Source organism: Desulfitobacterium sp., assembly GCF_035539115.1.
Taxonomy (GTDB): Bacteria; Bacillota; Desulfitobacteriia; order Desulfitobacteriales; family Desulfitobacteriaceae; genus Desulfitobacterium_A.
The window spans coordinates 1-26,138 of the sequence record NZ_DATLJA010000084.1 but is presented as its reverse complement, the minus strand read 5'-3'; the positions used below and the strand labels follow the sequence as shown (position 1 = coordinate 26,138).

At 42.8% G+C, this 26,138-nt stretch carries 31 protein-coding genes, 3 pseudogenes, 1 riboswitch and 1 other annotated feature; of the genes and pseudogenes, 10 read left to right on the top strand and 24 right to left on the bottom strand.

The annotated features are described in order from the left end of the window. Positions 1–213: 213 nt before the first annotated feature. Positions 214–1,749, bottom strand: a complete 1,536-nt coding sequence (gene cls, locus VM640_RS13365) for a cardiolipin synthase (protein WP_325393027.1) — start codon at positions 1,747–1,749, stop codon at positions 214–216. Positions 1,750–1,894: 145 nt separating this feature from the next. Here cls and VM640_RS13360 point away from each other — a divergent pair, with 145 nt between their 5' ends. The 5 genes from VM640_RS13360 (at position 1,895) to VM640_RS13340 (ending at position 6,864) form a co-directional block, all read left to right on the top strand. Then, positions 1,895–2,350, top strand: coding sequence for a MarR family winged helix-turn-helix transcriptional regulator (locus VM640_RS13360; RefSeq protein WP_325393025.1), 456 nt, complete (start codon positions 1,895–1,897; stop codon positions 2,348–2,350). A 22-nt stretch (positions 2,351–2,372) separates the two neighbouring features. Then, positions 2,373–4,193: an ATP-dependent zinc metalloprotease FtsH gene (gene ftsH, locus VM640_RS13355; protein ID WP_325393023.1), complete on the top strand. Its 1,821-nt coding sequence runs from the start codon at positions 2,373–2,375 to the stop codon at positions 4,191–4,193. 292 nt (positions 4,194–4,485) lie between these two features. Next, positions 4,486–5,634 (top strand): MGDG synthase family glycosyltransferase, encoded by a 1,149-nt coding sequence (locus VM640_RS13350; RefSeq protein WP_325393021.1) that lies wholly within the window; start codon positions 4,486–4,488, stop codon positions 5,632–5,634. Further along, positions 5,631–6,485: a glycosyltransferase family 8 protein gene (locus VM640_RS13345; protein WP_325393019.1), complete on the top strand. Its 855-nt coding sequence runs from the start codon at positions 5,631–5,633 to the stop codon at positions 6,483–6,485. Before VM640_RS13350 ends, VM640_RS13345 begins: the two co-directional genes overlap by 4 nt. Next, the gene (locus VM640_RS13340) at positions 6,472–6,864 is read left to right on the top strand and encodes a hypothetical protein (protein ID WP_325393017.1); all 393 of its coding nucleotides are present in this window, start codon (positions 6,472–6,474) and stop codon (positions 6,862–6,864) included. Before VM640_RS13345 ends, VM640_RS13340 begins: the two co-directional genes overlap by 14 nt. A gap of 53 nt (positions 6,865–6,917) precedes the next feature. On the opposite strand, the gene VM640_RS13335 is transcribed toward VM640_RS13340, so the two are convergent. The 10 genes from VM640_RS13335 to VM640_RS13290 form a co-directional block, all read right to left on the bottom strand. Continuing rightward, entirely contained in the window at positions 6,918–7,910 is a 993-nt protein-coding gene (locus tag VM640_RS13335) for an FUSC family protein (RefSeq protein ID WP_325393015.1), read from the bottom strand. 22 nt (positions 7,911–7,932) lie between these two features. After that, entirely contained in the window at positions 7,933–8,535 is a 603-nt protein-coding gene (locus VM640_RS13330) for a 7-carboxy-7-deazaguanine synthase QueE (protein WP_325393013.1), read from the bottom strand. Continuing rightward, complete coding sequence (gene queD, locus VM640_RS13325) at positions 8,528–8,923, bottom strand: 6-carboxytetrahydropterin synthase QueD (protein WP_325393012.1); 396 nt, start codon at positions 8,921–8,923, stop codon at positions 8,528–8,530. The genes VM640_RS13330 and queD overlap by 8 nt, the downstream gene beginning before the upstream one ends. Before the next feature lie 167 nt (positions 8,924–9,090). Then, positions 9,091–10,374, bottom strand: coding sequence for a phosphomethylpyrimidine synthase ThiC (thiC, locus tag VM640_RS13320; protein ID WP_325393010.1), 1,284 nt, complete (start codon positions 10,372–10,374; stop codon positions 9,091–9,093). A gap of 117 nt (positions 10,375–10,491) precedes the next feature. Then, positions 10,492–10,595, bottom strand: a riboswitch (TPP riboswitch). A gap of 278 nt (positions 10,596–10,873) precedes the next feature. Then, positions 10,874–11,080 carry a DUF1657 domain-containing protein gene (locus tag VM640_RS13315; RefSeq protein ID WP_325393008.1) on the bottom strand — a complete coding sequence of 69 codons (207 nt, stop codon included), beginning with the start codon at positions 11,078–11,080 and terminating at the stop codon, positions 10,874–10,876. 33 nt (positions 11,081–11,113) lie between these two features. Continuing rightward, positions 11,114–11,467, bottom strand: a complete 354-nt coding sequence (spoVAE, locus tag VM640_RS13310; RefSeq protein ID WP_325393006.1) for a stage V sporulation protein AE — start codon at positions 11,465–11,467, stop codon at positions 11,114–11,116. Between the two features lie 16 nt (positions 11,468–11,483). Beyond that, positions 11,484–12,488 (bottom strand): stage V sporulation protein AD, encoded by a 1,005-nt coding sequence (spoVAD, locus tag VM640_RS13305; protein ID WP_325393004.1) that lies wholly within the window; start codon positions 12,486–12,488, stop codon positions 11,484–11,486. Then, positions 12,489–12,968, bottom strand: a complete 480-nt coding sequence (gene spoVAC / locus VM640_RS13300) for a stage V sporulation protein AC (protein WP_325393002.1) — start codon at positions 12,966–12,968, stop codon at positions 12,489–12,491. Positions 12,969–12,979: 11 nt separating this feature from the next. After that, positions 12,980–13,837 carry a DUF421 domain-containing protein gene (locus tag VM640_RS13295; RefSeq protein WP_325393000.1) on the bottom strand — a complete coding sequence of 286 codons (858 nt, stop codon included), beginning with the start codon at positions 13,835–13,837 and terminating at the stop codon, positions 12,980–12,982. Positions 13,838–13,853: 16 nt separating this feature from the next. After that, positions 13,854–14,060 (bottom strand): DUF1657 domain-containing protein, encoded by a 207-nt coding sequence (locus VM640_RS13290; protein WP_325392998.1) that lies wholly within the window; start codon positions 14,058–14,060, stop codon positions 13,854–13,856. Between the two features lie 177 nt (positions 14,061–14,237). On the opposite strand from VM640_RS13290, the gene VM640_RS13285 reads away from it, so the two are divergent. Continuing rightward, on the top strand, positions 14,238–14,453 hold the full coding sequence (locus VM640_RS13285) for a hypothetical protein (RefSeq protein WP_325392996.1): 216 nt from the start codon (positions 14,238–14,240) through the stop codon (positions 14,451–14,453). A 151-nt stretch (positions 14,454–14,604) separates the two neighbouring features. Here VM640_RS13285 and VM640_RS13280 read toward each other — a convergent pair whose 3' ends face one another. From VM640_RS13280 to dltD, 5 genes are all read right to left on the bottom strand, one after another. After that, positions 14,605–15,447, bottom strand: coding sequence for a 1,4-dihydroxy-6-naphtoate synthase (locus VM640_RS13280; protein ID WP_325392994.1), 843 nt, complete (start codon positions 15,445–15,447; stop codon positions 14,605–14,607). Further along, positions 15,444–16,100, bottom strand: a complete 657-nt coding sequence (locus VM640_RS13275; protein ID WP_325392993.1) for a futalosine hydrolase — start codon at positions 16,098–16,100, stop codon at positions 15,444–15,446. The genes VM640_RS13280 and VM640_RS13275 overlap by 4 nt, the downstream gene beginning before the upstream one ends. 304 nt (positions 16,101–16,404) lie before the next feature. After that, on the bottom strand, positions 16,405–16,923 hold the full coding sequence (locus VM640_RS13270; RefSeq protein ID WP_325392992.1) for a DoxX family protein: 519 nt from the start codon (positions 16,921–16,923) through the stop codon (positions 16,405–16,407). 587 nt (positions 16,924–17,510) lie between these two features. Further along, on the bottom strand, positions 17,511–18,194 hold the full coding sequence (locus VM640_RS13265) for a hypothetical protein (protein WP_325392990.1): 684 nt from the start codon (positions 18,192–18,194) through the stop codon (positions 17,511–17,513). A gap of 282 nt (positions 18,195–18,476) precedes the next feature. Continuing rightward, the gene (dltD, locus tag VM640_RS13260; RefSeq protein WP_325392988.1) at positions 18,477–19,712 is read right to left on the bottom strand and encodes a D-alanyl-lipoteichoic acid biosynthesis protein DltD; all 1,236 of its coding nucleotides are present in this window, start codon (positions 19,710–19,712) and stop codon (positions 18,477–18,479) included. A gap of 244 nt (positions 19,713–19,956) precedes the next feature. On the opposite strand from dltD, the gene VM640_RS13255 reads away from it, so the two are divergent. Together VM640_RS13255 and VM640_RS13250 are read left to right on the top strand one after the other, a co-directional pair. After that, on the top strand, positions 19,957–20,235 hold the full coding sequence (locus VM640_RS13255; RefSeq protein ID WP_325392986.1) for a hypothetical protein: 279 nt from the start codon (positions 19,957–19,959) through the stop codon (positions 20,233–20,235). A gap of 21 nt (positions 20,236–20,256) precedes the next feature. After that, the gene (locus VM640_RS13250) at positions 20,257–20,673 is read left to right on the top strand and encodes a hypothetical protein (RefSeq protein WP_325392985.1); all 417 of its coding nucleotides are present in this window, start codon (positions 20,257–20,259) and stop codon (positions 20,671–20,673) included. On the opposite strand, the gene VM640_RS13245 is transcribed toward VM640_RS13250, so the two are convergent. The 4 genes and pseudogenes from VM640_RS13245 to VM640_RS17200 all read right to left on the bottom strand — a co-directional run bounded on the left by VM640_RS13245 (position 20,665) and on the right by VM640_RS17200 (position 23,333). Next, positions 20,665–21,381: an iron-containing alcohol dehydrogenase gene (locus tag VM640_RS13245; protein WP_325392983.1), complete on the bottom strand. Its 717-nt coding sequence runs from the start codon at positions 21,379–21,381 to the stop codon at positions 20,665–20,667. The genes VM640_RS13250 and VM640_RS13245 overlap by 9 nt on opposite strands. A gap of 55 nt (positions 21,382–21,436) precedes the next feature. Then, positions 21,437–21,693 (bottom strand) — a binding site (T-box leader). A gap of 97 nt (positions 21,694–21,790) precedes the next feature. After that, positions 21,791–22,123, bottom strand: a pseudogene (locus VM640_RS17280) (methyl-accepting chemotaxis protein); the annotation flags it as partial. A gap of 237 nt (positions 22,124–22,360) precedes the next feature. Then, a pseudogene (locus tag VM640_RS17275) lies at positions 22,361–22,801 on the bottom strand (PrpR N-terminal domain-containing protein); the annotation flags it as partial. Between the two features lie 148 nt (positions 22,802–22,949). Beyond that, positions 22,950–23,333, bottom strand: a complete 384-nt coding sequence (locus VM640_RS17200) for a group II intron maturase-specific domain-containing protein (protein WP_414647996.1) — start codon at positions 23,331–23,333, stop codon at positions 22,950–22,952. A 36-nt stretch (positions 23,334–23,369) separates the two neighbouring features. Here VM640_RS17200 and VM640_RS13235 point away from each other — a divergent pair, with 36 nt between their 5' ends. Together VM640_RS13235 and VM640_RS13230 are read left to right on the top strand one after the other, a co-directional pair. Next, positions 23,370–23,552, top strand: coding sequence for a hypothetical protein (locus VM640_RS13235; protein ID WP_325392979.1), 183 nt, complete (start codon positions 23,370–23,372; stop codon positions 23,550–23,552). A gap of 152 nt (positions 23,553–23,704) precedes the next feature. Further along, the gene (locus tag VM640_RS13230) at positions 23,705–24,010 is read left to right on the top strand and encodes a hypothetical protein (protein WP_325392977.1); all 306 of its coding nucleotides are present in this window, start codon (positions 23,705–23,707) and stop codon (positions 24,008–24,010) included. A 154-nt stretch (positions 24,011–24,164) separates the two neighbouring features. On the opposite strand, the gene VM640_RS13225 is transcribed toward VM640_RS13230, so the two are convergent. From VM640_RS13225 to VM640_RS13210, 4 genes and pseudogenes are all read right to left on the bottom strand, one after another. Further along, complete coding sequence (locus VM640_RS13225; protein WP_325392975.1) at positions 24,165–24,482, bottom strand: type II toxin-antitoxin system RelE/ParE family toxin; 318 nt, start codon at positions 24,480–24,482, stop codon at positions 24,165–24,167. Next, a complete protein-coding gene (locus VM640_RS13220; RefSeq protein ID WP_349255226.1) occupies positions 24,466–24,750 on the bottom strand; it encodes a prevent-host-death protein in 285 nt (94 codons plus the stop codon). The genes VM640_RS13225 and VM640_RS13220 overlap by 17 nt, the downstream gene beginning before the upstream one ends. A gap of 451 nt (positions 24,751–25,201) precedes the next feature. Beyond that, positions 25,202–25,573 carry a DUF4314 domain-containing protein gene (locus VM640_RS13215; RefSeq protein ID WP_325392971.1) on the bottom strand — a complete coding sequence of 124 codons (372 nt, stop codon included), beginning with the start codon at positions 25,571–25,573 and terminating at the stop codon, positions 25,202–25,204. Between the two features lie 69 nt (positions 25,574–25,642). Further along, a pseudogene (locus VM640_RS13210) lies at positions 25,643–26,138 on the bottom strand (recombinase family protein); the annotation flags it as partial.

The following is a 26,138-nucleotide window of genomic DNA, read 5'->3' as shown; positions in this document are numbered from 1 at the left end:
TGTCCGCGCTATCGGGCGGAACCCGTCACAATTCATCATTGACCACTCCAGGATGGAATCCTTCAGCTTGTTAGACTGACTTGCACCTACCGTCAGCTCTCTTACCAACAAAAGCTTTGAACTTCCCTTCATCGTGTTAAGGCATATTACTTAGTTTTATTAAAATTTATTCTATCCCTTTAAGAATACGATGTCAAGCCTTTTTATCGCTTATTACATCAACGGCGCAAAAGCCCTTAAAACCATGCGCCCCAACCTTATGTACCATTTGACTGCCCGGCAGTCCTCGAGGGTAACTAATCGGCACTGCTCCAAGGTCTGAAGAAAATCTTCTTTTACTTCTAAAACGCTTTGCGTCTGATAAAGCCAAACCCCGCATTCAAAATGCAGGAACAGGCTTCGGTAGTCGAGGTTTATGGTACCGACAACCCCCAGTTCATCATCCACAGCAAAGGATTTTGCATGATTGAAGCCGGGAGTGTACTCATAAATTTTCACGCCACTCCCCACCAAAGCATCATAATTAGCACGGGTCACAGCGTGAACGAACCATTTATCCGGTATATGAGGGGTCACAATTCGTACATCCACACTTCGCTTTGCAGCTGAGCAAAGAGCTGTCATCATCTCCGAATCGAGAATAAGATAGGGCGAGTTGATGTAGACATAACGCTCCGCTTCATTGATTAGATTGAGATAGACATTCTCGCCAACTGATTCATCATCTAAAGGACTATCGCTAAAGGGCTGAACGTATCCATCAGTGACAAAGAATTGAGCATGCTCGGGTAAGGGCCGATATCGTTCATAATCCTCCTCCGTTTTCCTCTGGTAATTCCAGAGCGACAGGAACATCACCGTAAAACTCCAAACCGCATCACCTTGGATAAGGATGGCCGAGTCTTTCCATTGCCCATGCTTCTCATATTTGTTGATATATTCATCGGCGAGATTGATCCCACCGGTAAAAGCAGTGTAGCCATCAATAACTGCAATTTTACGATGGTCACGGTTGTTCAAGCGAAGGGACAAAATCGGGACAAAACGGTTGACCGCACTGCACTTAATTCCCATTTTTTCAAGTTGTTTATCATAGCCATAGGGCAACGTGAGGAGACTTCCAACATCATCATAAAGGACACGAACATCAACGCCTTGCTGAACCTTCGCGACCAGAATATCTAAGATGGAGTTCCACATGACGCCTTCTTCAATAATAAAATATTCCAGAAAGATATAGCGTTCGGCCTTTTTCAGTTTTTGGAGTAGACGTTCAAACATAACTTCGCCGGGTGACAGATACTCGGAAGTCGTATTTTTATAGACCGGACAATAGGAGTAATTTTCGATATAGCGCGATTGATTGGCTGCACTTCGATCCTGAAGTTCAATTTCACGAATTACCGCCTCGTTCTGACCCAACGATTGCTTCATTCTTTCCTCAATCTCATGCATTTTTCGTTTCGTCCGCTTGCTTGAATTGCTGCCGCCCAGCAGCAAATAAAATAGTCCGCCAAAGATCGGAAAAAGCATAATCGGAATAATCCAGGCGATCTTATAGGCAGGATTACTCTTACCCGTCAAGATTCTTAATACGGCTACCACACTGAGCAGGGCTAAAATAGTATAAACATAGACAAAGTAGTTGCTGAACTTCCAAATGACCATAACCATAACAAAGGCCTGGAGCAATATTGGAGTCCCGACTAAAAAGGCTCTGCTCGAGAGAAGCCTAAATAACTTCTTCATATCTACACTCCTAGATATTTTGATTGCTTAGAGTCACAATAACTTGAACTTAAGATTTCGCCTATTGACAAAAATAATTGTAGCATATATTATCTATAGTGTAAATATATTATTTAATATATCTTCTATGTAGTGGAGGCTATCAATGAAAAGCATCGTATTTGAAAATGAACTTTGGGATTTCTTACGAACGATTACGGAATGTATGCTCAATGATTTTCGCCCCATTGCTGAGGAACACGGACTAACCCTGATGCAGACGCGTATGCTGGTGGAAATTATGGAAGGTGACCACCACACAGTGGGCAGCTTGGGGAGTATCATTGGTCTCTCCAGCGGCAATGCTTCTTCGATGTGCAAAAAATTGGAGAAGTCCGGTTTTCTTAAGCGCATCCGCAACCCTGAGGATGAACGCTATGTTCAACTCGACCTCACGGAAGTAGGTCGGGATACCATTCAAAAAATCGGAGATGCTCTTGAACAGAAATATGGCACTTTTTTGGACAGTAAGAACGAGAGCGAGTTTCAAACGATTTTTGCGTGTATGAAAAAACTTCGATCCTTCATTCAGGAAATGAGTGAAGTGGACTCAAATAAATAATGAATAACGGAGTGAATATGTTATGGATAAAAAGATAAAACAGAAAAAACCTTTGATTCTTTATTATGCGATCGCCATGTTCCTTCTGATGGCGCTTAATGCCTTTGTTTTCCCTGCACTTTTGAAACAACAGATCACCCCTGTAGACTATGGTACCTTCCTCACACAAGTGGAAAGTGGCGCTGTTAGTGAGGTGCAAATTGAGGACACAAAAATTACTTTTATGGCCACCGACGGATCTGGAAAAAGCAACACCTATTCCACTGGAACAGTCAATGATCCAGAGCTCGTCAATCGTCTGCATAGCAAAGGGATCAAGTTTTCTCAAGTCGTACCTAAACAGACTTCCCCTCTGATAAGTTTTATATTAACCTGGATTTTGCCCATAGTTATCTTTTTTGCAATCGGGCAATTATTAACCTCTCAGATGCAGAAACGCATGGGAGGCGGTATGAATGCCATGGCCTTCGGCAAAAGCAAGGCGAAAATCTATGTTCAGGCACAAACCGGCAAAACCTTCGCAGACGTTGCCGGACAGGATGAGGCGAAAGAAGCACTCATGGAGATCGTCGATTTTCTCCATAACCCCGCTAAGTATGCTGAGATTGGCGCTAATCTACCGAAGGGGGCCTTGCTTGTCGGACCCCCAGGAACAGGGAAAACTTTGCTGGCACAATCTGTAGCAGGAGAAGCAGATGTTCCCTTCTTTTCTATCTCAGGCTCTGAATTTGTCGAGATGTTTGTCGGTATGGGAGCCGCTAAGGTCCGTGATTTGTTCAAACAAGCGGGTGAGAAAGCCCCTTGTATTGTATTTATTGATGAAATTGATACCATTGGTAAAAAACGGGGTAATGGTAATTTCGGTGGAAACGATGAGCGTGAGCAGACCCTCAATCAACTGCTCACGGAAATGGATGGTTTTGATGGCAAAAAGGGTGTTGTGATCCTCGCTGCGACCAACCGTCCTGACTCTCTGGATAACGCGCTGCTTCGCCCAGGACGATTCGACCGCCGAATTCCAGTCGAACTTCCTGACTTAGCAGGCCGGGAGGCAATTTTAAAAGTGCACGCCAAAAACGTTAAGATGGATGAGAATATTGATTTCAACGCCATTGCCCGAGCAACTTCGGGTGCTTCAGGTGCGGATTTAGCAAATATGATCAATGAAGGCGCATTGCGCGCTGTAAAGTATGGTCGAGCGCGAGTCAACCAGAGTGATTTAGAGGAATCGGTTGAGGTCGTTATCGCGGGTTACCAGCGTAAAGGAGCTGTGATTTCCCAGAAAGAAAAAGAGATTATCGCCTATCACGAGATTGGGCATGCCCTAGTTGCAGCCAAGCAGACCGATTCTGCTCCTGTGCATAAAATTACGATCATTCCTAGAACCTCAGGAGCGCTTGGCTACACCATGCAAGTGGATGAAGATGAGCATGTACTGATGAGCAAGGAAGTGGCCTTCAACAAGATTACTACGTTTACTGGGGGGCGTGCTGCCGAAGAATTGGTTTTTGATACCTATACCTCAGGGGCTTCTAATGATATTGAACAAGCTACCAAAATCGCTCGGTCGATGGTTACCCGTCTGGGCATGAGCAAAAACTTTGATATGATGGCACTGGAGACTGTGAACAACCCCTATCTTGGGGGAGATACTTCTCTTACCTGCTCCTCGGAAACAGCAGCCAAAATTGATGATGAGGTTTTGTCCATCATTAAGCATGCCCATGAAAAGGCCGTCGGTATTCTGAAGGATAATACTGAAAAATTGCACGAGCTTGCACGTTACTTGTTGGAAAAGGAGACCATAACCGGAGAAGAATTCATGGCGATTCTTTCCCGTTAAGGATGAAATGGCCAATTCTCAGGCATTCTTCGAAGCGAGGTACGATTACAGTAAGCGAGGATTTTACGCAATCAGTAACCAAGCTTGGGTAGAGCTGCTCTTACTTTAGTGGGACGAGTCACAGGACGTGACTCGCCGACCGTGAGCCAAGGATGGCGAATTGGGAGGGTATCCCGCAGCTTTCATCAAGCAATTATAGCCTTAGCTTGGTCTGCGAGCGTACGTCCAAGCGTCTGTAACGTAACTCTGCTTGCAAGAACCTCGGAATTTCAGACTAGGAAGTAGGTGAATCATGAAAGCGATTATTATTACAACTCCGCTAGGAAATGGCCATAATGCTGTGGCCCAAGCAATTTCAACCTATCTGACCGAGCAACACGTTGAAAATGTCGTCCTAGATTTATACGAAAATATTCAACCCATGCTCAAGGATATTATCTCCAAGGGCTTCTACCTTTCCATGAAATCGCTAACCCTGATGAAAGATTTTGCCTCAGATCTTTATGATTTTAATCAAAAGCGTGATGCGACCTCAGAATACTCGATTAGCCATGTGCAAAATCAAATGCTCGCTTCAAAACTCAATAAAGTCATTGCGGAGTATAGTCCCGATTTAATTATCTGCACCCAGGTGTATGCGGCACAGGTTGTTGACGTTTTGAAGGAAAAAGGGAGAGTTACCGCTACAGCGATCGGAATCATCACCGACTTTACAGTTCAAACCTATTGGGAGGATGTCGAGCATTTCGAATATGTCGTCGTAGGGAGTGAATTGTTAAGCTACCAGTTGAAAAAGCGTAACATTCAGCCGAAGCGAGTTTTGCCCTTCGGTATCCCTATCGCCGAGAAATTCTCGGTTAAAAAGAGTAAGCAGGAAGCTTGCTCCCTGCTCGGAATCAATACCCATAAAAAGAATGTCCTCATTATGGGAGGCGGCATGGGCTTTGGCAGCATCGATAAATACATTGAGGAAATTGATCGAAGCGATTTAGATTTGCAGATGATCGTCGTCTGCGGAAATAATAAAAGTTTATATAAAAAACTGCAAGGAAAATCTACCCATAAGAAAATGATTGTGTATGGATTCGTTAATAATGTAGATGTCTTAATGGATGCTTGCGACTGTATTCTCTCAAAGCCGGGGGGAATTACAACCTCTGAAACCCTAGCCAAAGGGCTACCGATGATTATGATTGACCAATTGCCCGGCGTCGAAGATCGCAACGTCGAATTCTTACTGAATAATGGGGCTGCCCTTTTCGCCACAAAGACATTTTCAATTGATGAGACCCTTCATGTTCTGCTGGATTCATCCCAGCGGCAACGAAATATTCAGACCGCAATCAAGAGTTTAGCCAAACCCCATGCCACAAAAAATTTGTGTGATTTCTTAATTAGTGAAATATCCCGTCAGCAAAAAGCAAAAGGAGACCTTCGATGAATGTTCTCGTAACCCTAAATTCGAACTATGTAAAACAACTGGTTATTATGCTCACATCCTTAATTCACTCAAATCCAGGGGTACATTTCAGCGTTTATATTGCGCATACCTCCATGACTGAACAGGACTTTTCCTTGATTGACCAGCACCTAGATACCGCAGAATGCACGGTTATAGGAATTAAAGTTTCAGATGGTTGGCTAAGCGAAGCCCCTATTACCAACCGTTATCCCAAAGAAATGTATTACCGTATCTTTGCTGCCCAGTTTCTACCCCAAAACCTCGATCGGATTTTATATCTTGATCCCGATTTAGTGGTTATCAATTCACTTGATGCACTCTATAACCTCGATTTTCAAGGAAATTTGTTTGCCGCCGCGTCCCATGTTAATGAACCGCTGGAAAAGCTCAATCGGGTTCGTCTAAAGATGTCCGAGGACAGCACCTACGTTAACTCCGGTGTAATGATGCTGAACCTGACCTTGCTCCGGGAGCAGCAGAATATCCACGAGGTTTTTAACTATATTGAGGACTATAAAAATCGTCTATTTTTGCCAGACCAGGATGTTCTCAATGGCGTGTACTGTAACCGTATCCTGTCCGTTGATCCCAAAATCTATAATCTCAATGAACGCTTCTATATTTTCCACAACCTCCACCCCAAAAACAAGGATTGCAAAATTGATTTAAATTGGATTCGTGAAAACACAGCGATCATTCACTATTGTGGAAAGAACAAACCGTGGAAAGAGGACTACAAGGGTGAACTTGACGTCTTCTATCAGAATTTCGAACAGTTGGTCCGAGATCAGCATCGTAAAAAGAAGGGGCTTACAAATGAATTGGCTTAGAAAACTCATGGCCGGCAGATATGGGGTTGATCAATTATCCATTACCTTACTCATTGCCTATCTGCCTCTGTCTTTGGGAGCACAGCTCGCAAGCATAAAGCTGCTTGATTTTATAGCACTCGCCCTGCTTGTTGTGTGCTATTTCAGGATTTTTTCACGCAATACCGCGAAACGCCGCGAAGAGAACCGCAAGTTTTTGGTATGGTGGTATCCAATTAAGAACTGGTTTAGCCGCAAAATTTACCGGATAAAGGACAGCAAAAACCACCGCTATTACAAATGCCCGAACTGTAAACAAGCAGTACGCGTACCCAAAGGCAAAGGTAAAATCCGCATCACCTGTCCCCAATGCAAAACAGGGTTTTTCAAAAGAACATAGTAAAAAACCTCCGCAATGAACTCAAATTGCGGAGGTTTTTTACTATGTATTGCCTAATCTAGGCGCAAACATCCGTTTGCAGCTTTCGTAATTTCTTCAACCCAATGAAGTAATTCTAACAAATCTCCCTTATTAGAGCCGGCATAATTGGGGTCAGTTTCGATCCGGTCATGAATTAACGTTACACGTTCATTCGTCTCGAGATAAATTGATGGAGCAACTAAAGCTTTTGGATCCATAATTAACGAGAGTAAATAAAAGCTTTGCGACAAAAGCTTTGTCAAATCACGTTCGAGTTCAGCTGAAAAGGGGCTTTTCCATCCTTTGCTGAGCGCTAGGATCTGCTCGACTGCGAAGCTCATCCGTTCTAAGCGATTCATCGGCTCGACATAAGATAATCTAAACGTTTCGTCGGCTTTTCCCCATAAATTCTCTTTTCGTGATAAAGTTACTAACTTTTTAGCGTCTTTTATCGTTTCCTTTAGATTTTGGATAGCCTCTTTATCCACCGTTTTTTCAGAATCGAGCAGTGCTCGGAATGCTAGCCTATATATTTTAATGACCTGATCCCGTGCCTCATCAAAAGCATTTTCGACCTTCTCTTTGTACTTCGGAGGAAAAATGAGCCAATTCACCATAAAGGCAATAAAAATACCCAAAGCGGTATCGATGAACCGATTGACTGCATAATTCAAAGGTTCTCCCATGACGTTAAGGGTGATTGCGATAAAAACAACACTCGCGATATTCATGGCTTCATTCCAGCGCATATAGTTTAGTACCACAAAAACGACAATAATTCCAAGTCCAATCCATAACGGATTATTTATAGCCACTAAAGCAAAAAGATATCCAAACACTGCTCCCACGAAAGTCCCTTTTAATCGGTTCACACCCTGCTTAAACGAATCCGCCATCGTAGCTTGTAAAGCAATCACTGTTGCAATTGCTGAGTAGAAGGGATATTCCAAACGTAGCAGATGCGCAATAAAGACACATAAGCAAACCGCAATTCCTGTTTTTACAATTCGCCAACCAAATTTCATACTTTCCCTCCCCGTTTCGTCATTACCTTACATTAAGAACTTTATGCAATTGGATTCCCATTCGTAATCGACGTTCGGGATAACGATTGATTAAATCATATCCTTTTTGAGCTGACTCAGGTCGTCCACTTTCTACCTGAAGAAATATCCTTCCCTCAGGCATATCGCGGTCGGTTATCGAGTCAATGCTGAATTCATCATCCACTACATACTTCAATTCGTCTGCATGACAAGCTAAGGCAAATTCACTCCCTGGTTTCGGGGATACAGTAATCCAATCAATCTCCCACTCAACGGGTATTGGGTTCGTACCATTCGTTTCGATCGCCACATATTTACCCCTCTTATGCAATTCTTGTACTAAGGGGCCTAGATCGTATAGGGTGGGTTCACCACCGGTAATAACGATACGCTGATGGGGCATTTGAATTTCGTCCACAATTTCTTGGGCACTCATCCATCGGGCTTTGGATAAATCAAAGGAATATGAAGTATCGCACCAACTACACCTTAGATTGCATCCCGCAACCCGAAGGAAGGTAGCTCCCTTTCCCATATGAAATCCTTCACCTTGAATACTCGTAAATACCTCAATGATCGGATACTGGATATTCATTTTATTCATAATCTACTTCCGCACAGGAGTCTGGAGTCTCCCATAATTTAATTTTCGCCACTTTAACACCAAGGGGCCGCAATTTATCAGTCAAAACGTCAAAAATATGAGCAGCCATATTCTCCGCTGTTGTTCTAAAGGAAAATACTTCATTTAAAACGTTATGGTCCACTTTATCAATAACTTCTGCCTTCACAATCGCCTTGAGGTCAGAAAAGTCAATAACCATACCCTCATCTGAGCCGCTATCCATCAATTTCCCATCTTCACGAACAACGGTAACCTCCAATTTATACGTATGCCCATGCATTTTGGCACACTTTCCCTTGTGGTTGGGTAAAAAGTGTGCCGCATCAAAGGTGAAACTCTTTGTTACTTTTATTACTGTGCCTGTCATTTTCGAAGCCTCTTTCTTTTATAATAGGAGCGGACTGCTCTCGTCATGAAATTAGTGTACTTCAACCTGCACGACAACACAAGTTACCCATGCCGATACGCGAAAACGAGGTAACCTATACCTATGGGTTACCTCGTTTTCGCCTATACTCCGAATGGGGACTAGTCTTACTTCTTTTTGGTTACAAATTTATTCATAAGACGCATTGAACACATTTCCCCACACATTGTGCAACTGTCATCAAGTGTCGGAGAAGATTCTCGCCGATAACGTTCAGCCTTCTCACTATCGATTGCTAGATCGAACATTTTAGGCCAATCTAAGGCTTGCCTGGCTGTACTCATCGCCCTATCCCATTCGGCGGCTCCAGGAACGCCTTTGGCGAGATCGGCAGCATGAGCCGCAATCTTGGCAGCAATGATCCCTTCTCTCATATCTTCTTGCGTTGGCAGACGCAGATGCTCGGCTGGAGTTACATAACAGAGGAAGTCGGCCCCTGCTGCCCCAGCAATTGCCCCTCCAATAGCACTCGTAATATGATCATAGCCTGGGGCTACGTCCGTTACTAAGGGGCCTAAGACATAGAATGGAGCTCCATGACAAAGTTTTTTCTCTAATAATACATTAGCTTGGATTTCGTTTAAAGCCATATGTCCTGCCCCTTCAATCATAACTTGCACATTCCGGTCCCAAGCTCTTTGGGTTAACTCTCCGAGGACGATCAACTCTTCAACTTGGGAAGCATCCGTCGCGTCTGTAATGCTGCCCGGCCGACAGGCATCTCCTAAACTTAGAGTTACATCGTGTTCCGCACAAATATTCAGTACCTCGTCAAAATACTCATAAAAAGGGTTTTCGGCCTGGTTCAGTTCCATCCAGGCATAGAGTAAGGAGCCGCCTCGTGACACGATATTGGTTACCCGGGAAGTCCGTTTAAAGTGCTCCACCGTTTGGCGATTAAGGCCCGCATGAATCGTCATAAAATCGACGCCATCCTGAGCATGTTTTTCAACTACTGCTAAAAATTCTTGAGGCGTAATATCCTCAAGTTTCTTACCTAAATAGCCAATTGCATCATACATCGGTACGGTTCCAATCATGGCTGGGGACATTTCAATCAGCTTCTCCCGAAACAAAGCCGTTTTACCATAGTTACTCAGGTCCATAATGGCTTCGGCTTTCATTTCCAAGGCTTTACGAACTTTATCCAACTCGTTATCCATATTGGCACAGTCCTTGGAAATTCCCAAATTTACATTGATCTTTGTTTTTAGTCCTTGGCCTACTCCCTCTGGATCGATACTGTGGTGATGCTGATTTTTAGGAATCACGACTGTTCCAGCGGCTACTCTTGCCCTGATCTCCTCTGCCGATAAATTTTCCTTACGAGCTACCACTTGCATCGCTTCCGTGATCTCTCCGCGTTTCGCAGCCTCCATTTGTGTTGCCATGATGTTTCCATCTCCTCATTAATACTTTAAATTTCTTTAACGCTTGCTAGGCATCCTTACGTCAAAAAACAGCTTACCGCAGGTAAGCTGTTAATAGCGCTGAAGTTCTTCATAGAACATCAGAAACTTTGGCTTCCCTACGCTGGTTCTAACCAGATCAGGTTCAAAGGGATAAGAGTTGTCTCTTTCTCAGCCCCAGAAGGGCACCCCTAGCACGCAATTATTTAATTTATAGAAACAGTATATGCCTTGAGATGTTTTATGTAAAGAACAAGTTGGCTCTAATAGACCTCATTTATTACATCAACTGAACTGAATAAAACAAGACGAGTAAGAGTAATATATTGCTATGTGTCAAAACACAACCGTTTATACTCATTAGACAAAAAATTTTGAAATCAAATATATAAAAGACTAAAAGGAAAAGAAGAATCTCAGACTTATGAGATTCCCTCTTTTCCTCCTTTTGTTGTCTACTTATTTAGACAAAGGACAAAAATTATTGTTGTTTGTACTGGGGTTCCTGAGCTTGAACATACTGCTCTCTTCCTTGTAACTGATTAAGTGCAGAATCAAAAGTTTGGGCGAGTTGCTCAAAGGTTTGTTTAGCCTGCTGATCCTGAGTTTCTAAAGAAAAAGTCTTCATCGATGCAGCTGCGCTTTGGACAGTGGCGATAGCCTGTTCCATTTGTGTTCCAACGGTCATTTTTTCACCTCCCCTCGTAGAGTCATTCAGAGTTTAACCTTTAGGCTTGAATATAAGCGCCCCCAGGAAACCAAAAATGATTGCCGAAGAAATACCGGCACTTGTAATCTGAAAGATACCGGTAAAAACCCCGATCGGACCTGAAGCTTCAAATTCCTTCAAAGCACCCTTGACTAAGGAATTGCCAAAGCTACTGATAGGTACCGAGGCTCCAGCCCCGGCAAACTTAACAAGGGGGTCATAAAGGCCTAAACCGCCAAGAATCGCTCCTACAACGACTAAGGTACAGGTCGTATGGGCTGGAGTTAGTTTTAGCCCATCGAGTAGTAACTGTCCAATGACACAAATCAAACCGCCTATGATAAAAGCCCAGATAAACTTTTCCATTTGAAAACCATCTCCTCTAGATCTCAATGCTTACGGCATGAGCAATACAAGGGATACTTTCTTTCTGTTGGTAAGACATCGGAGAGAGTAAAGCGCCTGTGGCAATGACTAAAATCTTTCTTAGCTCTCCCTTGCGCATCCGATTCAGAAAGTGCCCAAAGGTTGTTACTGCACAACAACCACAGCCACTTCCTCCTGCCAAGACAACCGATTGATCTTCCTTGTAGATCAATACTCCGCAATCGGTAAATATCTCTTCCGGGAGGTTAAGTCCATGCTTTTTCAACAAGTCGCCCGCAATTCGGTGTCCCACTCTTCCAAGGTCACCCGTGGCAATAAGGTCATAGTAACTCGGGTCTCGCTCTAAATCTCTAAAATGGGCTTCAATCGTATCGACTGCTGCGGGTGCCATGGCTGCACCCATGTTAAAGGGATCCGTAAGGCCCATATCAATCACACGCCCTATCGTTGATGCGGTTACTCGTGGACCCTCACCTTGAGCTGCAACTAAAGCGGCACCCGCGCCCGTTACCGTCCACTGGGCTGTAGGCGGCTTTTGGGAGCCATACTCCGTTGGATATCGATACTGTTTTTCTGAAGCCGCATTATGACTGGATGCGCAGACTAGGGCATTCTGGGCAAATTTGCTATCGATTAAAAGGGAGGCCAGAGACAAACCTTCCATTGAAGTAGAACATGCCCCATAAAGCCCCAGATAAGGAACAGAGAGAGTCCGAGCCGAAAAACTGCTGGGAACAATCTGGTTGATTAAATCCCCGCTGAATAGAAACTGAACATCTTCCTTCTTCATCTTGGCTTTTTTAATGGCTGTCTCACACGCTTGCTCCTGTAGTTTCTGTTCCGCTTTTTCATAGCTATCTTGACCCAGTCGGATATCTCCATGGAGAAGATCAAAATCCGCTGCTAAATTGCCTTTGGCTTCATAGGGCCCCCCCACTGCAGCTGAAGCTATAATGGTTGGTTTTGACTCAAAGACCCAAGTTTGGTGACCTTTTAACATTTACATCACACCCAATGCTCTTAGAGTTACAACGACGATAGAAACAACAAAAGCCGAGAAAATGCCATAAACAATGACCGGTCCTGCAAGTTTGAACATATTGCCTCCAACCCCCAGAACATAGCCTTCCGTTTGATGTTCAATAGCTGCTGAAGCGATAGTATTGGCAAAGCCCGTAATAGGAATAACGGTACCCGCACCGGCAAACTGGGCAATATGGTCAAAAACACCGAAGCCTGTAAGCAAAACAGTAATCATGATGAGAATTGCCACTGCAGGATTCGCAGCCCCTTCTTGAGAGAAATGAAAATACTGAACAAAGAACATTTGGAGCGCTTGACCGAAAGTGCAAATCAACCCTCCCACGAAAAAAGCTTTAACACAGTTCAATAGAATCGGTCTTTTCGGCTCTCTTTCCTGAGCGAATTTCTGGTATTCCTGCTGGGTAGGCGAAAGCTTCTTTTTCTTTTTGCTGGACATAATAGCACCCCTTAATGCAATAAGTAAGGTTGTAATTTATTGAGAAGATCTTGGAGTTTCTGTGAATTCTTCGAATACATAGCCTTTGCTTCCTCATCCACTGTTTGCAGAGCAAACGTTGAAAAATCAGCCTGGCTTTTTTCCAGGGTGGCATAGAGCAGCTCTTTGACTTTTGATTGAGGGAGTTGTACAGCATCGTCAAAAAGGTCGAGGTATAAATCTCCCGATGAGTCAACTTGAGCGAGGAATACGTTCTCAAGGGCAACTCCTATTTTATCGAGTTCAATATTTAACCACTGCGGATTAAGTCCTAAGGAAGCCAATGGTTCTTCTAACAGGTTGCCATCCAGAACGATCGTTTGCGGCTCAGCCTGGGGGGCGACCTTTCTCCCGAGATCGTGTGAGGTCACTGGTTTTTTGTCTGATTTTAAGTAAGAACTTATACTCCCGTTTGTCTCCATCACGGCAAATTCTACATCAGCCATATTGAACGCGTTTTTAGAACGAAGTTGAGCTAAGAGGTCTTCTCCGGTCATGCGTACGCTCAGAAGATTTTCTTCCATAACCTTGCCATGCTTTATTAACACGGCTTCTTTGCCATTGATTAACTGATGCATTGTTTTACTCTTAATTGACAGATAATCCAGAGCTATCGGGAAGGCTACCCAGATCACTAAGACGATAAAACCATACAGAAAGGGGATAAGATTTAAAGACATTAATGATGCGGCAACTGCTATTATGATCAGACTTATAAAATTAAAAGGATTGATTTGGCTCAAATTTCTTTTGCCGATTAACCTTGTCGCTGCCCAGACTACTATAAATAGACTGATTGATTTTAAAAATATTTGTGCCCATTCTTGCATAAGCATACCTGCCTTTTTAGTTCCCTTTGTATTGGGGTTCTTCAAATTCAAGCGTCTTCAATCTGCTTTCCAGATCGTCGATAATTGAGTGAGTTACTTCCAGTGCGTCTGTAAACATCGCCCTTGTTTCCTCATCTCTTGTTTGAGTACTATATACTCTCAAGGTGCCACGGGCCCCTTTCAAACTTGTCAGAGTTTGTTTAACTTGAGAAGCAACGGTCATACAATCATCCTCCTTGTCCCACCCTTTATTATGTCTAATAAGAGATTAGTAATTCTGTAAAGCCGAAAAAAATTAAGCTAATTTATAATAAAAGCTAATTACGCAAAAATCATTACTAATTATTTCTATAAATAAAAAGAACACCAATGGAGATAGTAATGTAGGGAGGTGTTAAATATGCCAAATCAAAAGCAAATGGGTACGGATGCACAAAAAATAAAACAAGACATTCAGCGTGACTTACAATCTGCTAACCAACAAGGTCAACAAGGCCAACAAGCAGGTACATTAGGAACATCAATGACTAGTGGAACAGCCTCAGACACTCAAAAAATTAAACAAGACATTCAGCGTGACCTGCAATCTGGAAGTCAACAAAATCAAAACGGATAATTGCCGGTATAATCCTTCTGAATGAACTGGCGCTTGACAAACGAACAAGCAAAAGACCTCCTATGATAGAATGTAAAAACTATCATAGGAGGTCTTTATGTAAATAAAAAAAGGGCCCGTATTTAATTTAACGGACTCCTTCTTTGATGATTTATGCACGCAGGGCTGCTAAATCAAACTTGGGTACTAACCCTTCTTGTACCGCGCGGCTCAGGAGGGCAGCAATTGCCTTATACCCCTTTGCACCTAAATCCTCTGAGAATTCATTGACATAAAGATTGATATGAGCATTTGCTACCTTTGTGGACAACTCTTGGGCGTGTTGGAGTACATATTCCTGGGATGCCTCTGGATGTGCCCAGGCATATCGGACTGACGCTCGGATCCAACCAGAAATAGCCTCTAAATCCATGGATCGGCGAGCAATAATTGCCCCTAGTGGAATGGGTAGACCGGTATCAGACTCCCACCAGCTTCCCATATCGGCTAAGAGCTTTAGACCATACGCAGGGTAAGTAAAGCGTGCTTCGTGGATGACAAGCCCCGCATTGATTTTCCCATCGCGGACCGCTGGCATAATCTCTTGAAAGGGCATCACCACAATCTCACCTACGCCGCCTGGCACCTGTTGGGCTGCCCACAGCCTAAACAATAAGTAGGCGGTAGATCGTTCACTCGGTACAGCCACTCGTCGGCCAGCCAATACTGCTGGTCCCTTATCAACATCTGTTTTATTTGATGTCAATACCAATGGCCCACAGCCTCTACCCAACGCGCCTCCGCAAGGGAGCAATGCATACTCGGATAACACCCAGGGTAGTGCCGCGTACGAAATTTTTACCACATCCGGCCCATTGGAGCTGGCTGCTAAGCTATTCGTGATATCGATATCCGCGTAAGTTACGTCAAGTTTCGGCGCCCCAGATATGAGACCGTGTACCCAAGCGTGGAAAATAAATGTGTCATTAGGACAAGGAGAAAAAGCGATATTCATAGTAACCCCTCCAATAATATTGAGTAAGCTTTCGTCAAAACGTCAAAAGCTTCTTTCATACGCCACTCGTTCCGGTCACGTGGACCGACTTGATTCGAGATAGCACGGATCTCCAAAACAGGCACTCCAAAACTATAGGCTGCTAGAGCAACACCATACCCCTCCATCCCCTCAGCAGCAACCCCAGGCACTCGTCTCGACATTTCTGCCGTACTAGCAGCCGTACCGGTCGCTGTAGATACTGTGATTATAGGCCCCGTATTAACTGGTAGCCGCGCTGCGCGCAAGACCTGAATCACTCGATTTACGAGGCTTGGATCAGCTTGAACTCGAGTGGAACCAAAATCCAACGCCTCCAAAGGACTAAACCCCTCTTGAGTCTCCACCCCCAGGTCAGCAGCAACAATTTCATCTGCTACCACGAGGCTACCGATCTCAGCTCTACCCGCAAAGCCCCCACCGATACCCGTACTGATTACCAATCCATAGTCCTTCGTTGATAATATCTTCGCCGTGTTGACTGCGGCGGCCACGGGACCCACGCCCGACAGCATGACATCACTATTTAGATTATGCTGCAGTCCTCGCAGCACAACATCCTTTTCTGCTGACACAGCCGTCATGATAAGAATGCGTTTTTTATCGGAAACCATTTTATTTCCCCTCTATATGCTTTCAGTATTATTCCCAGGAATTGATATTAAAGCTCCTAATTATAGTAATGTATTTTTTAACACAAGGCAAACTAATCATCCCTCGGCCTTGCTCAAAGCTCAACATGTTTTGTATGAGATGATTAAGCCATGAAACCAGGTGATATAATAGAGCTAGATCTTAATCTTAGTAATTATATTTAGGTTTAAGGGGAGTACCTGAGAATCTAAAAAAAGAGAGAGAGCGACGGACGGGATGTACCCGCGTTGCTCTCTCTTATCTTTTGTTTAAAATCGAATGTATTTATACTAATTTCTTATTTTTTTTGAAATTAAGGTATCCGCTTAAACCAATAAGTTCAGCATATTTTGCAAATTTCAATAGTGCTAAGTCTGTCCAAATATAACCGAAATTATTAAAGGAACCAGCAGCCATGAATTGCAGATTCATGAAAATTGCAACTAAAGCGCCCCAGAATACTTTAAATCCTAGAATCGCAACTACGCCAATTCCGATTTCAAAAATAACAACCATGATATCGGTGAGTCCAGGCATCATATTTACGAAGAGATTATTGGCAACCCAACCATAAAAATTGTTAATACCAAGTGGATCATTGGCGGCACCCGCTAGATTACCAACCATTCCTGAAATTAATCCTTTTGAATTGAGTTTTCCATCAGTAAGCCATGCTAACTTGTGTACTCCAGCTTTGATCCAGTTATACCCATAAATTATTCTTGCTACTGTAAAGACAATCACTAAAAGGGCTACTTTCCAATTCTTTAATTGTGCTTTTACTTCACTAATATAATCTGACATGATATTACTCCTCCTTTAACTTTAGGAAAACCAAAATAAGATAAACAATAAGACCTGTGGGAAATGATTAAACTAGATTCTTAACTATACCTCCTCATTCTTTCCTTAATATCTGATTTGCTGTTTAACGTTATTAAAATAATTACATGATAAATAACAGCTTGCAGATATTAGCATCTTTAAAGTAATGCAAAAATCATGCCAATATGGGAGCTAGTGAAAAGCACTCTTTTCTCATGTTAACTTTCCACTAGTTAACGCCAGTGTTAACTGTTTAGTTAACACTGGCGATGAGAAATTAAACTAATAAGGTCCCTAAATTGGCTATTGAGGAATTTATTGACCTTATTGGTTTATATTTTGAGCCAATCTATCAATTTCTTCCATATTATTCTTTTGAATCATACTCCCAGGTTGTACAGGGCCGGGCGGTATTAATTGCCAATTTGAGCGCTTCCAGTTCCATCACAGGTTGTTTGATTCTCTTGGATAGCGCTGTAAAGCGAATCTGCTTGAGCTTGAGTCATAGCTCCCTCAGTTACGCGCTGGTCCAAAACCGCCTTTTAACTAACTCTGGACTGTCCGTATTATTGAGCAAACTTCAGATTTTTTAGAAACTTATCATCGAATAGAGCTATGCTTTGAACCTTATCTTCACCATTTTCCTTACCTACAGTAAAAGTGCTTTTACCTAGCAGTTTATCGAGGTCATACTGAACTCTATCCTTTTTAAAAGTGATACTGATAACATTTTCATCAGCTTCGTCAATCTGGAAATCGTTAACATCATGCTTATTATACATAGCCATAAAAAGACCGATCTGCCAAAGACTTAATGCTACAAATTTTGTACCATCTTGAGATATGCCAGGGGTAACGTCGCTCCCAAGATATTTAGTTATCCCTTTACTTTTCAAAAACTCATACATTGATTCAGGATCATCTAGTGTAGAAGGATCCGACACTCTTTTATTTAGATCTATTATTTCCTGTTGTGTCAAAGAATTACCAACGAGAGATTTAACAAATTCTTGGCCAAACAAATTCGTTTCTGATTGTACTACCTTAGTTTGACTGGCCAAAAAATGTTCACTGATCGGTTGATACAAAATTGCTATAAAGGATAAAACCATAAGAGATGCAAAGATTATTGCTAACTTTCTAAAGCTAACAATTGAAATAACACCTAATTTTCGTAGTATTAGGGACGCTACAATAAGGATAAGTGCTACTGAAAAAACAGAAAATCCGATGATTTCCAAGAAGCCCATTACTATCTCTCCTAAATTTTTAATCGTTAAAACAGAACCTCTGTTCAAACACGTTCTTTCGATCTACTTCGGCAATTTCTATAGCCCTTACACAATGTCTCAAGTTTAACTACATTGAACTTAACTAAAATTCTATCCATAATGCCAAAATCCTTCAAAATATAATAAAATGTCCTGGACCGCTTATCTCATCCTTGCCTTTAACCATCGGATTCGGCGAATGCGAGAGTCTATTTCTCCCACTTATAACAGCGAATCCAGCTGAAATAGGATTCATTATCTTCATGGAGTTAATTCAACATTTTGTGGTCCATGAAGTTGGCCCGTTTTAAAATTATTGAGTACCTCATCAAAATAAAGCCATCCCTTCTCACTGGGGTGTGAAGGGTCGTCCATAAAATAGAGATCATACTCATGATTGGACATATCTGCAAGAGCGAAGCCATTCTCATTACAACGTTGGCGTATTTCATCATAGTATTTTTGACGTTGTTCTTTCGGAAAACCCATTAAATCATACCAACGACCATTTACCGGCTGGATCATGAAAATCGGCTCAGCTCCCTCATCCTTAAGAACCTGCATCAGAAGATCAAGATCCTTATATTCTGGGGAGGGATAGAAGTAACTCTTAACCGATGAATTCTTGATTGTTGGTAGTTTCTTTTCGTTTTGATTATAATACTGGTTTGATACCCCATATGGATTGTTGTTTTCGTTCTTTTTGACGTCTGCATTAGCCTTCTGGATTTGAAGTGACCAGGATGGCAGCGCCTTCGGCCCGATAGAATTTGCATTTTGGGCCACTTCTTTAGGTGGTAGGGCGTTAAGAACGTTAACCGTCTTAGTCGCATCTTGAATTTCAAGAGCAGCCAATTCGATTTTTCCCATGGGCCAATAAACAGCTTCTAATAGTCTTGACTTGAGATCGGTTTGTCCGTAATATCTTAGCATTCCGGCAAGAATTGGATAACCTTGCTTAACTTCATTAAATTGGATGAGTCTCTGGGCAAACACCTTTTTGGTCTGATCGGTTAGACTCGGATTAGCCAACATATTATAAGCCTGCAGGGCTGAAAAGTTCGCTCCGAACGTATTCTGGGCAATTCCGCTGCCTCCGAACCACTGAGCAGAGAGAGAAAGCGCAATCTTTTTCCCTTTTAAATCCTGAGCTGAGGCGTAGAGCGCTTGAATGATGTCTTCAGATCCTGCATGTCCTACGAGATAAGGCATCCAACCAGTCGGTTCCCCAGTAAATAGCTTTGTTGGGTTATAACGTCCACCGTGACCAAACTCTGAAGACCCGTACATCGGTAATATGCTAGAATTTTGAAGGGCCAGACCCTGGAGAAGGGTTCCTTGAAAAAGAGAAGGAATAGCATTCTCACTTGCAGTTTCGATGACTCCGGGTTTGAGCCATTGATGTACATACCACTCTGTTGCCGGACCTGTGGCTAAGATAGAAGCGGAAAAGAGAAATAGGGCAATCCCGAACGGCGCAAGTCGTTTAATCAACATGTTTTGCACTCCTAATATTGATTTAAAAGAACAACTTTTAACGTTCATATTATAACTTAATTTGCTTAAAAAAGGCTGAGAATAACTTAACCTATCCATATATTTCGCTGACCCTTATTCATCCTGGTAAAGAGGGACATTCGTCATTTCTCTCAGCTTTTTCTCAGGAACGCTTATTATACTTTAAGTTGTCAGGAGGAACATAACGAATTAATCGTGAGGAGGGATTATACTGAAACATCAAATGACTCGAATTCTACTTCCTATGATCCTAGCGGCTCTATTCATCATTCCTTTAAGCGGGTGTGGAACTCAAAACGCAAGTGTTCCGACACAGCCAACAGCCCAAACAGCCAAGGCGACTTCACAAGACAATACACCCGTCACCGCCCAAGAGGTAAAAAGTATCGATATTAAAACCAATCAAGGTAAAACTCAAGTTAATCAAAATATCGACAAAAGTTTAAAATCTCTTGATGACTCTCTAAAAGCGTTGGATAACAGTATAGGAAAAATTCAATAATGAAAGGGGCAATTTTAAATTATGGAAAAAATATCTAAACTTCTTGCTACAGCCCTAGTCGCTACTTCCTTTTTCAGTTATTCCTTACCGGCTCTGGCCGATCAGACCACGCCTCCATCAGTGCCAACAAACGGACAAACCCAAACGACCCCTGCACCAGTAAATACTGAAAATAAAATCACCCAAGCTAAAGAACGGATTCAGAATGAAATTATCCATCTGCAACAAGTCAAGGAAGTTCAGCCTTACATGCAGCAAATTAAACAGCTTCAGGATCAGGAAAAAGAATTAAGATCTCAAATTCAATCGCAACGACAATCTGTCCATAATAAAATTAAAGCCGATCGCGAAGCGAAAAACTATGATGCCCTTCTTGCTGCACTGAATGACATGGTCTATAAGTTATACTTTAATAAGTATGTTGCCCGATTAACTTAGAATTTGTGTAAGAATTTTGAGGAGGATACAAATGTAGGATACTCTGTGGGCTTGAGCATCTTCATATGCTTTTTTGCCATACTTTAAAAGTGGCTCTACACAATTGCGGCTGATATCAACACCTAAAAGATTGGTATGGTCAAGTTGATCCCCTCTTGAAGAAAATGTACATTCATATTCTTTTGATAATGCGTCTCCAATACCTGCCCAGATAAAATTACTAGGTGCTTCTGCTATTATTTTCGTATTGATGAAGCAATGTGCTGCAGGCTTTTTAGGAAAATATAATTCTTTAAATATATGATTAGCGTCATATATGACTGTTGTTGCAGTTATTGCCGCACAATTTGAAGCGATTGTTGGGAATACAAATATGGGCTGGCCTGTTTGATCGCACATTGTTTTACTTGTATCAACACTTCTTCCACCACCCACTGCAAATATCATATCAGCCTTTGCAACGATTGGATTTTTCTTAAGCATCTCGACATTTTCATAGGAAGAGTCTCCAACAAACCATATAAAATCTAAGATCTCAATATTTGAACCTTTAACCCCTTCTAAAAGTGCTTCTTTAGCTTTGGCCATGGCTGTTTTGCCGCCAACGACTACGGCCTTCTGTCCATAGGATTCACAAACCTTCGGAATTTCTTTATAAGCATCATCTCCAATGCTGTAGTTTGGTAAAAATACATTGTAATTACTCATATTTTGCCCCCCGTTTTTTTGTGTTTTTAAAAAATAAAAGACTTTGTCTCAATTAATTCGAGACAAAGTCTAAAACTCTGCGGTACCACCCTATTTGTTACTTAAAAAGTAACCTCTCAAAATATCTCTAGGAAACCCTATTCAATATTTGGCAATATAACGGTTGCAACCGGTGATGCTTACCCAATGACTATCTGTTCAGCTGACTACTCATGAGTGATTTTCAATTCTCTCGCAAATCTTATCTCCCAGCAAATGATAAGTTCTCTTCAAAATGCTGCAGAATTTACTCCTCTCAATCATCGTATTTATTATTTTAACTTGTCCATAATTATAGGGCTGATTTTTCATATTTTCAAGAGCTTATTAATTTCCATGGTCACTCAGTGTCCTCGTCTTTGGTCGGTTTCTAAGACATCGTTGTTAGCTTTTCCCCTACCATCCTAAGGCTATCCAACTTCTGGGACAAGACTTGGGTGGCCTTTGCCTGCTCCTGGGTTATCACATTACTCTGCTCGACATTTTTCTGCACGAGGATCACTGACTCTCGGAACCTTTTAAGCATCTCATCAATATTCCTGGCTGAGTTGTTGCTCTCCTCAGCCAGCTTGCGCACTTCCTCGGCCACCACCGAGAATCCCCGCCCTTGTTCGCCTGCACGAGCAGCTTCAATGGCGGCGTTAAGTCCCAGCAAGTTGGTCTGCTTAGCCACCCGCCGGATAACATCCAGTATCTCAGAGATACCATTCACCTCCTGGGTAGCTGTTTGGGCGATATTGGACGATTCCTGGCTTGAAGCGGCAAGTTCTTCTGAGGATGCCGCTAGTTCCTCTACGAAGGAAGCCGACTGTTCTAGCTCCGAATAGAGTTCAGATAACACCAGCTCGAAACGGCGTGCTTTCTCCCGTTCCCCTTCCCGCTCTCGTTCCTGAGCCCGAGCTATTTTCAGCGCCTCGTTGATAGCCCGCCTCACTGCCAGCATTCCCGATTCTAGGAGGTCCACTGTGTAACCCCGCTCCTTGGCCGCCGTGTACCCCCCTTTGTCTCCCGTAATGGCGTTAACACCGATCTGACTTAACTGCTCCAGTATCTTGGGTATGTCTTCAGGCGTGTTCCATGGTCTCACATGTATCGTTATTTCGCCTACACTAAAGTCCGAACTCCCCATTTCCAAAAAGCCCCTATGAGCCACCACACCCACTTTAGATGCGCCACCTGCTATCAGCCGCTGCACCGCTTCCAGTATTTCCTCGATGGTCATGGTAAGACTCACCACTGGCTTTTCAGTATGTTCCCGTAATAAATCAACCATAAGACCCCTGCTAATCATGACATCCACCTGGGGATTGGCTCTAACCACCTCTGGGCCTTTATCAAAACTTACGACTTCAATGGGAAAAGATAAATTGAGCTCGCGCATCGCCTGCTCCGCGACCTGAGCCATACCGGGCGTCAATGCAACAAAAAAAATGGATTCCATTACTTAATCCCTCCCATAATTAAAATACTATGGCAAAAGAGCAATTGTTTTATATCCAGGAAATTCTCTAAATTTCATCATTTTCCTTCTATAAGACACCAACTTTATCTCGGCTTCGACAGTATGTAGGCATAAAAACTGCCTCAAGCCTGATGTAGGGATTCATACTTAGTTTTATTTTGCGATGCCTCACGATAGGTGTACTACTGACACATATCAGTTCACACTCTTCATCAGCAAAAAACCAGTTCCGCAGACCTATGGAAGACCAATACCTTTCCCGAATCCAATGGAGGCCTTTCTTTGGGTGTCGTCTTTTCGCCCAGTGCCAAAGCATATTCCATAAGATATGATCCAGTTTTTTAAAAATACGTGATGAGCAAACTGCTTGGTGATAATTTGCCCAGCCTGAAAGCATAGGATTTAGTTTCAGTATTAGGGCTTTTTGCGTATATGCCCGATACTGACGGATGACCTTACTGACATTTTACTCCCGATGTCCTTACTTATGGCAGAAAATCTTGGCTATGGCCATAATGAAATGATCGAAGCCGTTTGTAAAGTAAACGATAAATTCCACCAGTATCCACCCACTAAAAACAGAACGGCTTGGTTCAGAATGGTTTTTGAAGAGAAATTAAAAGAGGCCAGAGGAGATATTCTGGCCTACAAAGCAAAACCAAGATCTTGATGGGGTAAAAAGTGAATTAATGAGAGCCAGTTCGTTAAAAACAACTGGCTTAGACTTCTTTCAATTTTCGGTGACGGACTGATCGATTTCAATGTTGCTTCAAGCGGAAAGAAACATTTTCTTGGTTTGTCGTCATTATTGTGGGGATGCTTGTGAGAACGAATTTAAGAGGGGTATCTTCTATTGTGGGGTGCCTGCATCTTGATTCTTGTCACTATGAATCCATGATCTACTTTTTCCGTTCGTCAGCGTTTAAGTTAGGTGATATCAAACATCAATGGTTGAGCGTTATCCAACAACACATAAAACCTGTGAAGATTGATGGACGATCTATTGTGATCGGGGACCACATCAAGGTAGGTAAGGAAGCTCGGTACATGCCAGGCGTAAAAAAACTGCATCAGGACTCTGAAAATGTTGGGAAAGCAGAATATATCTTTGGTCACCAATTTGCATGAGTGGCATTTTGGCTGAAGGGCAAACGACTCAGTGCGTTCCTTTAAATATAGAACTTCACGATGGCATTGATGAAATCAACGCTTTTGTAATGTGTGTACAAAATAGATGCAGGGTATTTGGTTATAAACACAAGTATGCTTGGTCAGAATGCACCTATAACAGCCAGTCGTAGTCCTGCCGACAGTCTACCACGGCATCTACATATACGGTATGGCCCTTCACCTGATAAATCAGCAAATACCGTTTCGCCATCAGGAGCTTGCGATATTTGCTCGCCGGTACCAGTGGGTCGGAAAGCCATGGGTTACGCTTTGGAAATTCCTCCAGAGACTTCGTTTTCTCGTTAAACTCAGCAATGAGTTGGACCGCCGCCGTTTCACTGACCTGAGCCAGAAAGCGGGAATGGAATACCAACATCTGCGCCGCATCATCGGAGATAATCACTTTGTATAATTCACCCTCGCTGTCCATCCAGTACCTCCTTGACGGCGGCCTTCATCATATTCGATACCTCGTCAATGGAATAGCCACTCTTACCGCTCAACCGGCCTTCTTCTGCCACAACCAGACTTTCCCGAAGGAGTAACATGCTTTCGCGTCTTGCAAAGGCTTCAATGTCCATCACCACCAGATCACCCTCGCCATTTTTGGTTAGGAACACTGGTCCTCCCGACCGCTTGCATAGCTGGGAAATCTCATTATAATTTTTACGAATCGCCGCAGACGGCTTAATATTCATCATACTGATCGCCTCATTTTGTAGTATTATTACATCCTTATTATATGCTTATTATACTACGTCAAAGGTGATTTGCAAATCCCCATATATCCTAATTTCCGGAAAAGTTTGACCTACATTTTTAAGCAAATTATTAACTTAGGGTTGAAAAAGACCGCTATTCATGCGGGTTAAGGACTCTAAATATTTAACTTGAAGACGTTTTGCTGTCAAGGATGAGTTAAAATGCAAAAAAGCCTTGAGGTGTACAACTTTATGTACCTCAAGGCTTTCGTCATTTATTTCCGCTTATTTCGAGGGTTTGATTGGTGGAGGCGAGGCGTTACTGTCGGCAACCCTAACATTCATACTCTAATCTCTTACTAGCAAAATCCCGAAATTGGTTACAAAGCAGCTATCATATCCTGAGTGTAAAGCGTTAAAGAGAGCATTAATTGGGAAAGCGTCATTATTACAACCAACCTTGAGTTATGGTTGGAAATACAATAGGTTCTCGCATGCCAGCTGCTTTAAGAGTGCAGGACGCTATCCCCATTATATTGAAGATGTTACCGTCAGCTCCGATGAGCGGTGCATCCGGCTTCTGAGTTTGCACTGGCTCCGGTTGTGAGATAGTTGCAAAACTATCCTCGCCAGGAACGAGGGCAAGGCTTCTGCCGTTGTCCCAAACCATTTGGAGCTGACCGGCGTCATCCACAAAGTCCACCGTCCCCATCAATCCCGAAGGCATGTCCGATTCTCCAGCCATGGCTGTTAATCGAATACGGGTTCCTTTGGGATACATTTCCTTGATACGCTCTATATTTTTGTGATCAAACATCATGCTCGATACCTCCTGTTCTTTAATATAAAAAGTGCAAGAGCAGCTTCTTCAGCCATTCCTGTCTATTTGTTAATCAAAGTATGACACCCGCTGGCTCATCACGATTCCGGATTTGAATTGAAGCTCTATCAGGTCGTCCTTGACGGCCTTGATGCTTTGCAGGAGCCTCCTGACCAGGTCGTTGTCAAACTCCCTGACCTCGCAGGTGGTTTTCTTCAGGCATGCATCCATATCGTCAAGCCTCTGCTGAAAATTCTCCGCTATTTTCTGTTCCCGCACCAGCTCTAGCTTTTTCTGTTTCAGGTCGTTGATCTGATCCGCAATTTTTTTGTATCTCTCATCAAAATCATCCTTGATGGAGCCCTGCTTGGCGTTTTCCTCAATCAAGGCCAGCATCTCACCCTGAAGCTTTTCGATTTGCCCGTCATATTCGTTGGTCACGTTTTTAGTGGAGTGGTTGCCGATGACCCGTATGACGTTCTCGCGGAAAGCACTGACAAACTCGCCGCGGTTTTCTACGACGCTGTTTATGGCGGTCATTATCGCTTCATGCAGGACATCCTCT

What these genes read in the sequence shown, in the direction of transcription:
- VM640_RS13340 (WP_325393017.1), top strand. Translation starts at nt 6,472, where the DNA reads ATGAATTGGCTTAGAAAACTCATGGCCGGCAGATATGGGGTTGATCAA.
- VM640_RS13220 (WP_349255226.1), bottom strand. Translation starts at nt 24,750, where the DNA reads ATGAATATTAAGCCGTCTGCGGCGATTCGTAAAAATTATAATGAGATT.
- VM640_RS13215 (WP_325392971.1), bottom strand. Translation starts at nt 25,573, where the DNA reads ATGATGTTTGATCACAAAAATATAGAGCGTATCAAGGAAATGTATCCC.
- dltD (WP_325392988.1), bottom strand. Translation starts at nt 19,712, where the DNA reads ATGTTGATTAAACGACTTGCGCCGTTCGGGATTGCCCTATTTCTCTTT.
- VM640_RS13250 (WP_325392985.1), top strand. Translation starts at nt 20,257, where the DNA reads ATGGAAAAAATATCTAAACTTCTTGCTACAGCCCTAGTCGCTACTTCC.
- VM640_RS13350 (WP_325393021.1), top strand. Translation starts at nt 4,486, where the DNA reads ATGAAAGCGATTATTATTACAACTCCGCTAGGAAATGGCCATAATGCT.
- VM640_RS13235 (WP_325392979.1), top strand. Translation starts at nt 23,370, where the DNA reads ATGGCAGAAAATCTTGGCTATGGCCATAATGAAATGATCGAAGCCGTT.
- ftsH (WP_325393023.1), top strand. Translation starts at nt 2,373, where the DNA reads ATGGATAAAAAGATAAAACAGAAAAAACCTTTGATTCTTTATTATGCG.
- VM640_RS13315 (WP_325393008.1), bottom strand. Translation starts at nt 11,080, where the DNA reads ATGACCGTTGGAACACAAATGGAACAGGCTATCGCCACTGTCCAAAGC.
- cls (WP_325393027.1), bottom strand. Translation starts at nt 1,749, where the DNA reads ATGAAGAAGTTATTTAGGCTTCTCTCGAGCAGAGCCTTTTTAGTCGGG.
- VM640_RS13290 (WP_325392998.1), bottom strand. Translation starts at nt 14,060, where the DNA reads ATGACCGTTGCTTCTCAAGTTAAACAAACTCTGACAAGTTTGAAAGGG.
- VM640_RS13225 (WP_325392975.1), bottom strand. Translation starts at nt 24,482, where the DNA reads ATGGACAGCGAGGGTGAATTATACAAAGTGATTATCTCCGATGATGCG.
- VM640_RS13245 (WP_325392983.1), bottom strand. Translation starts at nt 21,381, where the DNA reads ATGAGTAATTACAATGTATTTTTACCAAACTACAGCATTGGAGATGAT.
- VM640_RS13285 (WP_325392996.1), top strand. Translation starts at nt 14,238, where the DNA reads ATGCCAAATCAAAAGCAAATGGGTACGGATGCACAAAAAATAAAACAA.
- spoVAD (WP_325393004.1), bottom strand. Translation starts at nt 12,488, where the DNA reads ATGTTAAAAGGTCACCAAACTTGGGTCTTTGAGTCAAAACCAACCATT.
- VM640_RS13265 (WP_325392990.1), bottom strand. Translation starts at nt 18,194, where the DNA reads ATGGGCTTCTTGGAAATCATCGGATTTTCTGTTTTTTCAGTAGCACTT.
- VM640_RS13335 (WP_325393015.1), bottom strand. Translation starts at nt 7,910, where the DNA reads ATGAAATTTGGTTGGCGAATTGTAAAAACAGGAATTGCGGTTTGCTTA.
- VM640_RS13280 (WP_325392994.1), bottom strand. Translation starts at nt 15,447, where the DNA reads ATGAATATCGCTTTTTCTCCTTGTCCTAATGACACATTTATTTTCCAC.
- VM640_RS13255 (WP_325392986.1), top strand. Translation starts at nt 19,957, where the DNA reads ATGACTCGAATTCTACTTCCTATGATCCTAGCGGCTCTATTCATCATT.
- spoVAE (WP_325393006.1), bottom strand. Translation starts at nt 11,467, where the DNA reads ATGGAAAAGTTTATCTGGGCTTTTATCATAGGCGGTTTGATTTGTGTC.
- queD (WP_325393012.1), bottom strand. Translation starts at nt 8,923, where the DNA reads ATGACAGGCACAGTAATAAAAGTAACAAAGAGTTTCACCTTTGATGCG.
- VM640_RS13275 (WP_325392993.1), bottom strand. Translation starts at nt 16,100, where the DNA reads ATGGTTTCCGATAAAAAACGCATTCTTATCATGACGGCTGTGTCAGCA.
- VM640_RS13295 (WP_325393000.1), bottom strand. Translation starts at nt 13,837, where the DNA reads ATGCAAGAATGGGCACAAATATTTTTAAAATCAATCAGTCTATTTATA.
- VM640_RS13360 (WP_325393025.1), top strand. Translation starts at nt 1,895, where the DNA reads ATGAAAAGCATCGTATTTGAAAATGAACTTTGGGATTTCTTACGAACG.
- thiC (WP_325393010.1), bottom strand. Translation starts at nt 10,374, where the DNA reads ATGGCAACACAAATGGAGGCTGCGAAACGCGGAGAGATCACGGAAGCG.
- VM640_RS13330 (WP_325393013.1), bottom strand. Translation starts at nt 8,535, where the DNA reads ATGAATAAAATGAATATCCAGTATCCGATCATTGAGGTATTTACGAGT.
- spoVAC (WP_325393002.1), bottom strand. Translation starts at nt 12,968, where the DNA reads ATGTCCAGCAAAAAGAAAAAGAAGCTTTCGCCTACCCAGCAGGAATAC.
- VM640_RS13270 (WP_325392992.1), bottom strand. Translation starts at nt 16,923, where the DNA reads ATGTCAGATTATATTAGTGAAGTAAAAGCACAATTAAAGAATTGGAAA.
- VM640_RS13345 (WP_325393019.1), top strand. Translation starts at nt 5,631, where the DNA reads ATGAATGTTCTCGTAACCCTAAATTCGAACTATGTAAAACAACTGGTT.